General features: G+C 38.8%; 18 protein-coding genes. All 18 read right to left on the bottom strand.

Translation table 11 applies throughout. The features are described 5' to 3' along the window. Nucleotides 1-4: 4 nt before the first annotated feature. The 18 genes from argR to Q0376_RS05750 all read right to left on the bottom strand — a co-directional run bounded on the left by argR (nucleotide 5) and on the right by Q0376_RS05750 (nucleotide 14115). Nucleotides 5-460, bottom strand: a complete 456-nt coding sequence (gene argR / locus Q0376_RS05835) for an arginine repressor (protein WP_298705150.1) — start codon at nucleotides 458-460, stop codon at nucleotides 5-7. Nucleotides 461-463: 3 nt separating this feature from the next. Continuing rightward, complete coding sequence (locus Q0376_RS05830) at nucleotides 464-1039, bottom strand: class I SAM-dependent methyltransferase (protein ID WP_298705148.1); 576 nt, start codon at nucleotides 1037-1039, stop codon at nucleotides 464-466. Further along, on the bottom strand, nucleotides 1036-1917 hold the full coding sequence (locus tag Q0376_RS05825) for an NAD(+)/NADH kinase (protein ID WP_298705146.1): 882 nt from the start codon (nucleotides 1915-1917) through the stop codon (nucleotides 1036-1038). The genes Q0376_RS05830 and Q0376_RS05825 overlap by 4 nt, the downstream gene beginning before the upstream one ends. Before the next feature lie 16 nt (nucleotides 1918-1933). Continuing rightward, the gene (locus Q0376_RS05820) at nucleotides 1934-2737 is read right to left on the bottom strand and encodes a TlyA family RNA methyltransferase (protein WP_298705144.1); all 804 of its coding nucleotides are present in this window, start codon (nucleotides 2735-2737) and stop codon (nucleotides 1934-1936) included. A gap of 15 nt (nucleotides 2738-2752) precedes the next feature. Continuing rightward, a complete protein-coding gene (locus Q0376_RS05815) occupies nucleotides 2753-3220 on the bottom strand; it encodes a divergent PAP2 family protein (RefSeq protein WP_298705142.1) in 468 nt (155 codons plus the stop codon). Nucleotides 3221-3241: 21 nt separating this feature from the next. Beyond that, nucleotides 3242-4120, bottom strand: a complete 879-nt coding sequence (locus Q0376_RS05810; protein ID WP_298705140.1) for a polyprenyl synthetase family protein — start codon at nucleotides 4118-4120, stop codon at nucleotides 3242-3244. 361 nt (nucleotides 4121-4481) lie between these two features. Further along, on the bottom strand, nucleotides 4482-4688 hold the full coding sequence (gene xseB / locus Q0376_RS05805) for an exodeoxyribonuclease VII small subunit (RefSeq protein WP_298705138.1): 207 nt from the start codon (nucleotides 4686-4688) through the stop codon (nucleotides 4482-4484). Between the two features lie 17 nt (nucleotides 4689-4705). Then, nucleotides 4706-5902, bottom strand: a complete 1197-nt coding sequence (xseA, locus tag Q0376_RS05800; RefSeq protein ID WP_298705136.1) for an exodeoxyribonuclease VII large subunit — start codon at nucleotides 5900-5902, stop codon at nucleotides 4706-4708. A 115-nt stretch (nucleotides 5903-6017) separates the two neighbouring features. After that, a complete protein-coding gene (locus Q0376_RS05795; protein ID WP_298705134.1) occupies nucleotides 6018-7016 on the bottom strand; it encodes a metallohydrolase in 999 nt (332 codons plus the stop codon). Between the two features lie 3 nt (nucleotides 7017-7019). Further along, a complete protein-coding gene (gene nusB / locus Q0376_RS05790; protein ID WP_298705132.1) occupies nucleotides 7020-7538 on the bottom strand; it encodes a transcription antitermination factor NusB in 519 nt (172 codons plus the stop codon). Next, entirely contained in the window at nucleotides 7522-7929 is a 408-nt protein-coding gene (locus Q0376_RS05785; protein ID WP_298705130.1) for an Asp23/Gls24 family envelope stress response protein, read from the bottom strand. Before Q0376_RS05785 ends, nusB begins: the two co-directional genes overlap by 17 nt. After that, on the bottom strand, nucleotides 7929-8336 hold the full coding sequence (locus tag Q0376_RS05780; protein WP_298705129.1) for an Asp23/Gls24 family envelope stress response protein: 408 nt from the start codon (nucleotides 8334-8336) through the stop codon (nucleotides 7929-7931). The genes Q0376_RS05785 and Q0376_RS05780 overlap by 1 nt, the downstream gene beginning before the upstream one ends. An 87-nt stretch (nucleotides 8337-8423) precedes the next feature. Beyond that, nucleotides 8424-8981, bottom strand: a complete 558-nt coding sequence (gene efp / locus Q0376_RS05775) for an elongation factor P (RefSeq protein ID WP_298705127.1) — start codon at nucleotides 8979-8981, stop codon at nucleotides 8424-8426. 15 nt (nucleotides 8982-8996) lie between these two features. After that, nucleotides 8997-10106, bottom strand: coding sequence for a Xaa-Pro peptidase family protein (locus Q0376_RS05770; protein ID WP_298705124.1), 1110 nt, complete (start codon nucleotides 10104-10106; stop codon nucleotides 8997-8999). A 105-nt stretch (nucleotides 10107-10211) separates the two neighbouring features. After that, nucleotides 10212-10958, bottom strand: a complete 747-nt coding sequence (locus Q0376_RS05765; protein WP_298705122.1) for a pseudouridine synthase — start codon at nucleotides 10956-10958, stop codon at nucleotides 10212-10214. Nucleotides 10959-11121: 163 nt separating this feature from the next. Then, nucleotides 11122-11751: an alpha-ribazole phosphatase gene (gene cobC / locus Q0376_RS05760; RefSeq protein WP_298705119.1), complete on the bottom strand. Its 630-nt coding sequence runs from the start codon at nucleotides 11749-11751 to the stop codon at nucleotides 11122-11124. After that, a complete protein-coding gene (locus Q0376_RS05755) occupies nucleotides 11714-13030 on the bottom strand; it encodes a histidinol-phosphate transaminase (RefSeq protein ID WP_298705116.1) in 1317 nt (438 codons plus the stop codon). The genes cobC and Q0376_RS05755 overlap by 38 nt, the downstream gene beginning before the upstream one ends. A 32-nt stretch (nucleotides 13031-13062) precedes the next feature. Next, the gene (locus Q0376_RS05750; protein WP_298705114.1) at nucleotides 13063-14115 is read right to left on the bottom strand and encodes a GHMP kinase; all 1053 of its coding nucleotides are present in this window, start codon (nucleotides 14113-14115) and stop codon (nucleotides 13063-13065) included. Nucleotides 14116-14117: the final 2 nt, after the last annotated feature.

Here is a 14117-nt window from a genome sequence, read left to right as displayed (position 1 = left end):
GAAATTATCCCTTCATTAAATCAGAAATTCGTTTTAATACAGGTTGAACTTCTTCAATGGAACGCGCAATAAGTAATATTGTATCGTCCCCTGCAATAGTACCAATAATTTCATTCCACTTCGCATGGTCAATAGCAAATGCCACGGCCTGCGCAGACCCTGGTAAGGTGTGAAGCACAATTTGATTAATACTAAAATCAACGCGCGTAATGGAATCCTGGAATAAACGATGAATGCGATTACTAGATAAAAGCACATTCTCTTCTGGAGATAAGGCATAGCGATAATGACCATCACCGGTAGGAATTTTAATGAGCATAAGCTCCTTGATATCACGTGATACAGTGGCCTGAGTGACCTCAATACCGCGCTCCGCTAATGCTTGAGCTAATTCTTCCTGAGTTTCAATGGAACGAGATTGTACTATTTCTTTAATGATGTTATATCTATACCGTTTCATATGTCACCGTCCTTTAATAATATATAAAATAGGTGGATTATTTACTTGATTGACTGGCGCCCAAGTAGACACATCATATTGGCGCTGCGGCAGAGTCTTTATAAATTCTAACACCCTTTCGCTTTCCCCTTTACCCATGTCAGTACCTGGATAGGCAACAATAGTAATTAAACCACTTTGATTCAATTTTGTAAGGCCTGCTTTGAGCGCTTTAATCGTAGTATCGCTATGTGTCATCAAATCATGATTGCCACCAGGCAAATACCCAAGATTAAAGACCAGCAAATCAATGCGCCCTGAAAATGCTGTATCTTCTATAACCTGTTCATGCGAGCCTAAAATAAAGTGATAAGCTGCATGGTTATGCTCTAATTTTGAGGTTAAAAGCTCCTTGCTTTTTTCAAGTGCTAAAGGCTGAATATCAATGCCCCATAATTCGGCACCAGGCGAAGCATGAGCTGCTAAGTATAGAAAATCTTGCCCATTGCCTAAGGTCGCATCTACTATAACTTTCGCCTGCTCCAAAGAATCCTGCCAAAAGGTATGCTGTAGTTTCACTGCATGATTAAAATTAATCATAGTAACTCTTCTCTTCTAGCCGATAATTTTTTAAACAAAGTTGCAAAGAACTTCTGATCATAGAACCGCACATAGCGACTGTATAAGGAACTTGCTTCAATATGCAAAGTGTCCTTATTAGTAAAGTCATAATCAAAAGTACCATCAATACAAATATGTAGCCCCTTTTGACGTTCAGGCATCGTTAAATCGATGCGTGCACTTTCTTTGAGTACTAAGGATACACTTTGTAATAAATGAGGTGCTATAGGGGTAACAATTATGGAGTGATTATCAGGTGCCATAATAGGACCACCGGCAGATAAATTATACCCTGTAGAACCAGTAGAGCAAGATACAATCAAGCCATCCGCTGGATACATCTGAGTATAGCCTTCATTAATGGCCAGATTAATGCGCGCCATCTTAGCAGGTTCTGCACAACATACAACCACTTCATTAATAATAGGTGTTAATTTTTCAACCCCATCGGGACGGCGAATTTCCGCTGCCAAATGAATGCGATTTTCTACGCGATAATCACCACAAGCAATCTTATTGATGCGTTTTTCCATCTCCGCTAATTCAATCTGATTTAAAAAGCCTAGCTCACCTAAATTAATCCCGCAAATAGGCACATCATGCATATAAATTTGACGTGCTAAGTGAATTATAGTGCCATCGCCACCAAAGCTAAAGGCAATATCTAAATGTTTGAAAATTTCAGGACGTGGTAACACCCGTTCCTTAGGTACACCTAAAATCTTTGGAAGGTCAAATTCTTCAAGATCTTCAGGCAACCACACTTCAAGCCCTTTAGCAATGCATAAATCATGAGCCTTCTTCAATACTTCGATTATGTTTTCTTTTCCCATATTAGGAATAAAACCTATACGCATAGCAACTCCTACACTCCTACAGTTGATGGGCTGCTTTCACAGTTTCATGGATTAGGTCGTCTGTAACTGCAATAGCCCCTTCATCAACTTTCTTGAAATAACCTAAAAATTCTATATTGCCCTCAGTTCCTTTGATAGGGGAAAATGTGAGACCATGTAGATAAAATCCACAATCTAATGCCATGTGCAATATACGGTCTAATACTTCCTCATGAATGGCTGGCTCTCGTACGATACCACCTTTACCAACCTTTTCTCGCCCTGCTTCAAATTGCGGTTTAATCAGAGCTACTAAGGAACCACTATCTTTTAATAGATTTACCGCCACAGGCAGTACTTTATCTAAGGATATAAAAGCTACATCAATGGAAATAAAATCAGCAAGTTCACCTAATTGTTCAGGTGTCACGGAGCGGATATTTTGTTTTTCCATATTAATAACTCGTTCATCTTGCCGCAAGGACCAAGCTAATTGATTATAGCCCACATCGATGGCAAATACTTTTTGAGCCCCATTTTGCAGTGCACAATCTGTAAAGCCTCCTGTTGAGGCACCAATATCGATCATAACAGCGTCAGTTAAATCTATATGGTATAACTCAATGGCCTTTTCAAGCTTTAAGCCGCCACGGCTTACATATTTAAGTTGCTGCCCTTTTACCGATAACTCCGCATCTACAGGGATTTTAGTACCGGCCTTGTCTACGCAAACCGTGCCCATGAAAATCTGCCCTGCCATAATGGCTAACTTGGCCTTTTCACGACTTTCAAAGAGTCCACGATTTACCAGCAACACATCTAATCGTTCTTTAGTACTCATATAAAATCCTTTAATTTAAATAAAATTGTAATACATTACAGACGCCACTATGTAGCCTAAAATAGCGCCCCCAAATACTTCAAATGGCGTATGTCCTAAGAGTTCCTTAAGCATGCGTCCACTTTCCATATACACGGGAATATCGCGGCTTTTAAAATGTGTTAGTAATTGATTTAGTATCTGCGCCTGTCGCCCCGCTTCACGGCGAACGCCTGACGCATCATACATAACAATAAGGGAAAATACTAAAGCTATGACAAATAAGTCAGAGCCCAATCCATGCTTGTACCCTAATGCAGTGGTTAAAGCGATAACTAAAGACGTATGAGAGCTTGGAAATCCACCTGATCCAACTAAGCGTTCCCATTGAAAACGCTTTGCTTGTAATAATACAATAACAAACTTAATTGCCTGAGCTATAAACCACCCCCACAACGCAGCCTGTGCTATATAATTACTAAAAATTTCATTCAAAAAATTCATATTAATCCAGACACCTCATTATTAATTTGTGCGGTGCAACAAGTAATCAACAAGACCTGTTAAAATGCTTATATCTCCATCAATATCGCTTAATGCAGCCTTCGCTAATTGACCTACTTCTTCGGCTTTTTTCCGCGCTTCTGCTTCACCTAAGATGGACACATAGGTAGCTTTGTGCATTTTTTCATCGCTACCAGGCATTTTACCTAAATCTTCAATAGTACCTGTTACATCTAATATATCGTCAGTAATTTGGAATAAAAGACCTAATTGATCACCATATGCTCTATACTTCTCACAAATATGAGGGGCTGCATTAGCTAGGATAAGACCAATTTCAATAGCTCCTAAGAATAAGGCACCAGTCTTACCTTTATGCAACACTTGAAGCTCTTTTAAGCTTAAATTATGACCTTCAGAGGATAAGTCAAAAGCCTGTCCCCCAACCATGCCACTAGGACCAGCGGCTTTAGCCAATGCTACAATGGCTGCATTTTTTTGTTCTGCTGTAGCTACTGTATTTTGTCCCATTAGTTCAAAGGCAAAGGTATTTAAACCATCGCCGGCCAAAATAGCCATGCCATCGCCATAGACTTTATGATTAGTCAAATTACCGCGACGATAATCGTCATTGTCCATAGCTGGCAAATCATCATGAATTAAGGAATAGGTATGAATGAGCTCAATGGCACACACAATTTCCTTATATGGTTCAGGATCAACGCCCAGCGATTCCATAACAGCCTTTGTTAATATAGGACGGATTCGTTTGCCCCCCATCATTAGGCTGTACTTCATAGACTCGTAAAGTCCATTGTATTCTTCACATGGACTTGTTAAAGCAGTTGCTAAAAAACGTTCTGTCCAAGCTTTACCATCCTTTAAATAGGCCTTTAACATAATATACTCCTATGCACGAATATACGCATATATAAACATAAACACAAAATTTAAATTGTATAATCTATCAGGCCCAGGCGAGATTATTTTCCCCCGCCAACATGTCTAAAATTATTTTAAAATTTTCTTACCATAAGCTCGTTTATGGACCTGAGAGAAGACTACACTAATATAATTATTATACACTACCTTATTCAGTTTATACAAAAAATTTTACTCATAATATACAAAATTTATACAAAATTCATAACTTTGTATATTTCACTGGCCAATTATTATTTTCTATATTAGCTAATTACTACTGCCATCCATGTATTAGGCAATTACTATTTTGCGCCCCCAGTGTGAGCTAGGAATACTGTTATTCACCAATGCGCACTTCATCAATAATTTGTTTTACTTCTGATTCAACGCTTTGTAACATGTCAGAACACTCTTTTACTAAGGTTAAGCCTTTTTTATATTGACCTAACAAATCGCTAATGGATAATTCATTCTCGTCTAAATTTTTAACAATTTCTTCTAGTGCGGCGTATTTCTTTTCGTAATTCTTTAATGTATTTGCCATGATATGTTCTCCATTTCCTAATGTATATCTTCAACAGTGGCTTCTACCTGTCCATCTTGTAGGGTAATGCACAAAGTGTCACCTTTACTTACCTCTTTTACGGAGCGCACACTTTGTCCTTTTACTTCAACCTTACTATATCCTTTTACTAGTAGATGTAAGGGATTTAATAAATCTAATTGTTTCGCTAACAAAGCTAATTTATTTTCTTTCCGCTGTATTTGAGATTTTTCATTGCTTTCTAATTTATGTTTTAATTCATCGATTTTGCTGCGCTCTTTGTGAATCAAGGTTAACGCTGGTATACCTAATTTGCGATTAAATAAAGCTTGCAATTCTTGCTTTTTTACCTCTAACGTACGGGCCATGACATGATGTAAATACTCCTGCTTTTCTTCTAAACGGCGGAGTAAATTGACCACTGGAAATACGGTTAACTCCGCTGCATGACTAGGCGTAGCACCACGTACATCAGCAGCAAAATCACAAAGTGTATAATCAGTTTCATGACCTACAGCTGATACAATGGGAGTTTTGCAGTGATAAACAGCCTCTACTACACTGCGATCATTAAAGCACCACAAATCTTCCATGGAGCCGCCCCCACGACCTACAATAATAAGCTCTACTGCTTTATCAGCGTCTGCTTTTGCAATACCTTTTGCTATCATAGGGCCTGCTTTTTCACCTTGCACGGGAACAGGAAATAATTTGAATTGTACAAATGGATTACGCTGCTGCGCCACATGTAATATATCATGTAATACAGCACCGGACTCCGACGTAACTAAACCTATACAAGTGGGCATTTCTGGTAGTACTTGTTTATGTCCTTCATCAAAATACCCTAAGGCAGTCAATTCTTTTTTTAACGCTTCATAAGCTAATTGATAGGGGCTTTTTTGCCCTATTTCTAAATCATTACAAATAAGGCTCAATCTGCCTGTTTTTTCATAGAAATTAATAGACGCACGCATGGTCACAAATAGACCATTTTCTAAAGCCCCTACGAGTCCTTTTTTTTGCGCTGTACTAGACCATAAAGCCACATCAATGGAGGCATCATCATCTTTAATAGAGAAATAATAATGCCCTGTACTATGACGTTTCAAATTCGATATGGTGCCACCTACATAGCAGTTCTTTAATAAATACTCTCGCTCTAATGTACGCTTTACCAGCCCACATAGGCGAGTAACAGAAAATACGTCCATTCAAACACCTCGATCAAAAAGAAGATAATATGAAACAATACCTGCCCAATAAGCAGGTATTACTTGTTGCCCCACGAAGGCTATATAAAATAAATTGTCATTATAATATATTATTCTAAGTCATGGCATGCAATAAACTGGCACCATAGGCCACACCAGTGGCATTATCAGAACTGTATTTAGGGCTCGCAAAATGTAATGTTACGCCTTCATGGTAGCCATAATCGAGCAAGGCTTGACGCAAATAAAAGTTCGACATAACGCCTCCTACAGCGATAAGGTGAGCAGCTGGCCTTTGCTGTTGATAATAAGCCAAAAACTTGCGTATGGATTGGCAAATACACTGAAATACAGCTAAACCCATAGTACTCGGTGAGTACTCACCACGATCCCAGCGGCGCTGTGCTTCACTGCAAGGACCACCAAAGCTCATTTGTCCTGCTTTTACCGCTACTGGTAAGGGACGATAGGCACCTTCACGCATAGCTTCCCGTTTAGCCGATTCCCAAGACATGGCCTTTGGATAAGCAGCTCGTACTAATTGCTCTAAATAAGGTCCTGCTGGAAATGGAAGTCCCAAGGCTACACCGATGCGATCTACAAATTGCCCCCCATGTAAATCAATGGCGCCACTAATTAATTCTGCCCTGAAAAAACCTGTCTTTTGAGGTGTGCAATACAGTAATTCCGTAGTGCCACCAGACACATGTAAACTGTAAAAGGGCTCTTGCAGTACCTGCCCCATTTCACGAAAGGCTGCTAAAATATGATTTTCTTGATGGGAAAATTCATACACTGGCAATTTCATCATATGCCCTAAATTGCGTGCTGCTCCATGACCAACTAGAAAAGCCGGCATATAGGAATTTTCTTCACGCCGCGGAAAAGCACTGACGCCAATCCCCTTAAGCTCATAATCCTGGGGCAATTCCTTAATTAAATCAGGAAGGGCTCTCGTATGTTGAAACACCATCTCCGATTGTTGCAAGCCACGGCGACCTGGCTTAACGACGAGCAGTTTTCTATGCTCGCCCAATAATTGCCCTGCTTCGTCTACTAAAGCACAGGACGTAGTATAGCAACTTGTATCAATGCCTAAAAATGCTGATTTCATTACTTACGCCTCAATATTGGTTTTAACTTCCGCCATATTAGTCTTTGTAAGTTCACTTTTTGAAGCTTCAGTTTTTTCAACTTCACTTTTTACTGCTTCAGCCTTAGCAGTGTCAGCTTTTAACGCAGACTGTTTAATGGAATCAAGTACAGCATTAACAAATTTATAGCTATTATCAGCACCATATTCTTTAGTCAGCTGAATGGCTTCATTAATAATAATACGGCCATCAATCTTTTCTTCAGCAAAAATCAATTCCCATGTAGCCATGCGAAGTACATTCCGCTCCACAGCACCTAAATGGGCAATTTTACGTTTTGGTGAATGACTTTGTAAGATATCATCAATGGCAGATTTATGTTCTGTAGTACCTTCGATGATGGCTTGAGCAAACGCTAAATCAAGGGCTGGAAATTCATCCATAGGAATCTCGATGCTCTCTTCTCCCTTATGAAATTCAGCAGCATATAAATTTTGAAACGCATAGACTCTTGCTAAGCGGCGATTACGATTCTGTTTCATTCTTAGTCTCCTCTGCGACCTGATCAGGTCCAATAACATGTTCAAAATGTACGTCAATTCTCACATCTTGTATATCAAGCATGCGTTTCAACTCCGCTTTAATGCGCTGACGCATTTCCTCTGCCATAGTGACGAGTGAATAACCATATAATACATTGACATAAATATTAATTTCTAAGCCTTCCTTGCGATGTTTAACATTCATGCCAGGAAGATTTTTTTGTCCAAAATTTCGAGCAATACCATTCACTACGCCATGATAAAAACTACTGCTCAATGAATGATAGCCAGGCACTTGGGCTATGATTTGCGTGGCAATTTGTAAAATAACATCGTCAGACACTTGCACTTTTAGTTCTGAATTCATTGAAAATGATTTATTCTGATTCATTACCGTCGTCCTCCATCATCACCAACTGGCATGCCACCAGCGGGTGCAAACATTTCATCGAAGACAATATCTTGTACATAAATATTAACAGAATCTACCGGTGTTCCAGTAAAATCAACAATGCCTGATTTTACATGTTCTTGCACACGCAGTGCTACATCAGGAATGCGATAACCATAGCGAACTACCACATACAAATCAATGGATATACTTTTATCTTCATTATGTTTAATACGAATACCTTCCCATTGATTTTTCATGCCCACTAGATTAGCAATGTCATCGCCAGCAGTCGTACTCATGGACTCAATACCTCTTACTTCTAAGGCTCTGAGGGAGGCAATAGTTGTATATATATTGTCATTAAATTTAGTTACCCCATCAAAAAAAGAGTTTTGTTCACTCATAGTACGCCGCCTTTCACACATAAGCATAAAAGCATTTGCCTACAACGATTGCGCGTCACAGACAAATGCTTTCCGGTTTAAATTTAATTACGCACGTTCGATGTATTGACCAGTACGAGTATCAATGCGAAGTACATCATCTACTTCTATGAATAAAGGTACTTTAACTACGTAACCTGTTTCTAATTTAGCTGGTTTATTACCACCAGTGGCAGTATCGCCACGAATACCAGGGTCAGTTTCAACAACGCGAAGCTCTACAGCTACTGGTAAATCAATACCAATTACAATACCTTGGAAGAACATAATGCTTACTTCCATGTTTTCTAAAAGGAAGTTTTTAGCATCGCCTAATTGTTCAAGATTTAATTCAACTTGATCATATGTTTCATTGTCCATGAATGTATAAGCTCCGTCAGCTTCGTATAAGTATTGCATACGACGACGATCAACATGAGCTTTAGGCACTTTTTCACCAGCATTGAATGTACGTTCTACAACTGCACCAGTTTGCAAGTTTTTTAATTTACAACGAACAAACGCAGCTCCTTTACCTGGTTTTACGTGTTGGAAGTCAACAACCTGCCACACGTTGCCATCGAGCTCAATCGTTACGCCCGGACGAAAATCATTACTAGAAATCATTTAAAATCCCTCCGTTTAACCTTCTAATTCTATTAATTCCTTCGAGGTGTGCGTAATTATTTCACAACCCTCGTCAGTAACAATAACACTATCTTCAATGCGAAGCCCACAGTCACCACCGGTGAGACCACCAATAGTATATTGGCCTTCTAAGTAGATACCTGGTTCAATAGTTACAATCATGTTAGCTTCTAATGTAGATTCAGATTTTATAGAAGCTACGGGCTCTTCATGAATATCAAGGCCCACGCCATGACCAGTGCCATGTTGATATATTAGGTCTTTCAAATCCTCTTGGTCAAGAAAATTTTGACGACAAGCGGCATCTAATTCTTTGCCGCTTATACCTGCCTTTACAGCCTTTAAGCCATTGAGCTGAGACTGCAAGACCACATTGTAAATATATTTTTGAAAATCTGATGCTTTCCCCATCACGATTGTGCGCGTCATATCAGAATGATATCCCTTATACACAGCACCAAAGTCAAAGGTAACAAAATCACCAGATTCAATTACTTTATCTGATGCCACTCCATGAGGCATATTGGAACGATGTCCAGAAGCCACTATAGTTTGAAAAGACACCTCTTCAGAGCCTCGCAAGAGCATTTCTTTTTCTAAAATAATGCGTGCCTCATTTTCAGTCATGCCCACTTTTAACTGAGGTAGCATGGCCGCAAAGGCCTCATCTGCAATCTTAGCAGCGTGACGCATAAGTAGTAGCTCATCATCACGTTTCACAGCGCGTAATAAGGCAAATTTTTCAGATTTAAACTGCTCAATATTACTTACCACGGCACTGAGCTTCTCATAGGTATCCACCGGCATATAGCCACCTTCAATAACACAAATCTTAATGGATAGTGCTTCGGTTTCAATGAGCTGCTTTATGGTGGCCCATACAGTATCTTCATATTGAATAACGGTATAGCCTTCACATTGATTCGTTGCTTGAATACGATAGCGGCTATCAGTAATTAGATATGCTTTATTTTGTGTAACAAAAGCAACCGCCGTAGTGCCTGTAAACCCTGTAAAATAACGCAGATTTGTTTCACTAATAAGTATACTAGCATCATAATTTTTATTTTTTAAAAAGTCTTGTAAACGACGTAACCCATTCATAAAAAGACTCCCTTAACTTAAAAATTTTTCATTTAATGATACCACAAAAACACGATTTTGACTATTACTTTTTACCTGTCTTACCTTCATTTACTTTGCGTGCCCCTATATACTTTCTACTTCATTAGCGTCTAAAAGTAGAAAATCGCCGGTTTCTTCAATTCCTTCCAAAGTGAAAGAACCAATAGATAAACGCTTCAAATACACCACTTCACCACCAGCGGCACCAATCATGCGCTTTACTTGATGAAACTTTCCTTCCGTAATAGTTAATTTGGCACTATAAATTTCACTGCTCACAACATCTTCTACTGCCCTCTCGTCTGATATGACTGGTCCTAGTAGTTCAATATGAGCTGCCTTACACTGGGTTCCATCACCTAGTACGAGCCCTTCTGTTATACGTTTAAGTCCCTCATCACTTAATTGACCTTTGTATTCCACATAATAGACTTTGGGAATGTCCTTCTTACCATTGATTATGCGATGGGCCCAATTACCATCATTAGTAAGTAAGAGCAAGCCTTCTGTATCTTTATCAAGACGCCCCACTGGATACACTTCTAAGGTTTTATACTCAGGTGGCAAAATGTCCATAACCGTCGCATCATATCGGTCATAGGCAGCACAAATATAACCAGCTGGTTTATTAAATTTCACATAATACACCATTTGAGTTGAAACCACTTGTCCATTGACAACTACCACATCAGTATCTGTATTTATACTTTGATCTTTTTTCTTTGCTACCACATCATTTACTGTCACCATGCCCTGCTTAATGAGGCCATGCACTTCCTTGCGAGTGCCGAATGCTTTATGTGCTAGAAATTTATCTAAACGAAGTCTCATTATATCCCCTTACTTTATATAATGTCCATGTCTCTATAATGCCCTGTAATATGATGAAATGCACCATAGAGCCATATAGTGAATGCAAAATCAATTCCATTAAAAAATAGTAATTATGTTCATAATTACTATTCCCTAATTTTCGATGATAAAATCACCATCTTTACTTAATTGTATCTAAATGTTTTGTATCATTCAAGAAATTTAAAATATTATGATCATCTTCGCCAGAACCGAAATACTGCAATTTAGTAATCGATGTATTGCCTTGGCTAAAATTCCAGGAATAATGAAGTGGTAAGTTTAAAATCTTACAAATTATTGTGCGATTAGTGCCACCATGAGCTACTACCAAGATGGTTTTATCTTCCCCAACTTCATTCATTTCATCGCTTACAGCATGCCAAGCTCGAGTTTGTACTTCTTTAAAGGTCTCCCCCTTAGGAAGACTTAATCTTTCGGGCGTACGGTACATAGTAAAAATACCATTAGGCCATTTTTCTTCAATTTGATTATATGTCAAACCTTCCCATTCGCCGAAATTTATTTCTTGCAAGCGCTTATCTGTTTTAAAAGATACATTACGACCTTCGTAAATATATTCTGCCGTAATGCGGGCCCGATCTAAATCGCTAGCAATAATACTATCAAAATGGACTGGTTTCAATACTTCTGCTACCGCTTTAGCTTGTTTAAGACCTAATGAATTAAGCGGCACATTAGTATGCCCTTGATATAAGCCTTGATTATTCCAATCAGTCTGTCCATGACGTACTAAATAAATTGTGTTCATTACCATACTCCTTTACATATGAAAGTAATACATTGTTTTCTTCTTTTTTCTTAATCGCTAAGCGAAACCAACCTGTACCTAAGCCTTCATAGGCCTCACAGTTTCGCAGCATAATATGATGACGATTCATATAGGCCATAAAATTTCCTAATGTAGGCTCTTTGGGAAGCCAGCGCAGTAATATAAAGTTTACTGATGGCTCAATTACCTGTAAAAAAGGAAACTCTTGTAAAGCCATATAAAATCGTTGTTTTTCTTCTTTTACATAGTCCTTGCTCTCTTTCACATAGGCTGTATCTTGCAAGGCCTGTGCCCCATAGACTTGAGCTAATCGATTTACCGACCAAGCAGGTAAGCTAGCTTGTATTAAATCAATTACCTTTTCGGATCCAAAAAGAGCGCCTAAGCGTAACCCCGGAACGGCATAAAATTTAGTCAGCGAATGAAGTACTAATAAATTAGGAAAGGATTTACATAACTGCCGCACAGTCTGTGTTTCGTCCGTAAATTCTATAAATGATTCATCCACTAATATATATAGGCCCGCTGCCTGTGCTTGGGCTACATACTCTTTAAACTGAACCGTATCAATTAAACTGCCATCGGGATTGTTAGGATTTCCTATGATACATAGAGCACCTGGCACGTCCTGTAACAATCTAGCATCGTGCTTATTATATAGCAGTTTATCACGTTCTGTGCCATCTTGCGGGCTAATAGATTTTATATCATCTAGCGGACTAGCATATTTCGCGCCATGTAATTGGCTAGTATATTTCCTGCCATGTAGTTGGCTAGTATATTTTGTGCCATGTAGTTGGTTAGTATGCTTCGTATCATAGGCAATGTTCAAATTTTGTGTATTAGGTAAGGGCCATACGTTTTGCAGGCCACCTAAGGAGTCGATTGAATACGTACGAAGTGTTTTCCCATAGCATTGAGCAGCCTTAGTATATTCTGAAAAACCAGGCGCTGGCACATACACTGTCTCACATGGCAAAACCTTCATGAGTGCATATAAAAGTTCTGATGCACCATTGCCTAAAGCAATCTGCGATGTGGGTAAATTAAATCGCTCACTTATTACTGTCATTAATTCTTCATTGTGAATATCAGGATAATGTATGCACTGTGTAAGCGCCTTCGTCATAGCCTCTAAGCCTATAGGACTCATACCTATGGGATTAATATTGGCGCTAAAATCTAAAATTTGCTCCATTGGTAGATTATGGGCTTTAGCAAATTCATATATATTACCTCCATGAATTGCCTTACTCATGCTCTTTACCTCCTTACAAACTTAGATTAACGTTAACGCTTTACATCATTTATTGTATCATACGTAAGGCCTTCATTTGTAGAGTATACTGTATCAAAATAGGCCAAGGTGGGACATTTTTTTACTATCAACTCCACTGCACTCGTAAGATTTCGTTGAGGATCAAACATAAAGGCCAATACAGTCCCACTGTGAGCAATGACAATGCCATAGCTATCTAGTTTTTCGGCTAGCCCTATACAATCATTTAATTCTGGTTTGTATAAAATCTCTTGATTAGCTATCGCGCTTAGCGTTGCGGCTTCCCCAATACGCCGTAAATCCTGTAAGCGAAGACCTTTCTCAAGTAATTGCAAGGCGTTTAAGACGACCTCTTCTTTTTGCTTAATTTTATACTCTAAATCTACTTGTGCATTAAAACGAACTGTATCAATCATGCCACCTTTATCGAAAATTAATAATTGTAATGGTGGTAGTAAACCTAACTCTTTAGTAATAGTACCCTTTTTATAGTCAAATTGTACAACCCCTGGATAAAAAGACGCATCACTGGGCTCAACCATTAAGCACAAACGCTCTAAGTCTTTATAAGATAATGCCTTCTCTTTCAATAAACTGGCCGCCATAGCAATGGCGCTTAAATCAGCGCTACTAGAGGCCAAACCTTTGCCCTGAGGTAATTCAGAAACACATATAATTTGCTCATCTATTTTACTATCATATCCTAATAGGCGCATCATTTGATTTCCTTTAGGCTGTAACCTCGGTAGCTGCTTACTTTTTAGACGCAATATCATTTCTTCCCAAGCCCTACTTCGTAACAAAGATGACATCATGTCATGTCCTGCAAGGCCTACTTCTAATTGACTGCACATGCCATTTAAATGTTCACTTAAATGCCCATCGCTTAGAAAAGCGCGTAAGCACTCACTTAAATTATCATTGCTTAGCGAAGCTCTTAAATGCTCCCCGCTCAGGGCATAGGAGTACCGGTTAATAGGGCATGTAACTAAAAAATGTTGTCCATCAATGGCGCCCTGTATAAGTTCACCACAAGATCCTGGTGATTTTACAATATGTAACACAC

The organism is uncultured Veillonella sp. (assembly GCF_937981445.1).
In the GTDB taxonomy this organism is placed as follows: domain Bacteria; phylum Bacillota; class Negativicutes; order Veillonellales; family Veillonellaceae; genus Veillonella_A.
Note: the sequence above shows the minus strand (reverse complement) of the source record. Positions and strands in the feature narration are given on the sequence as shown.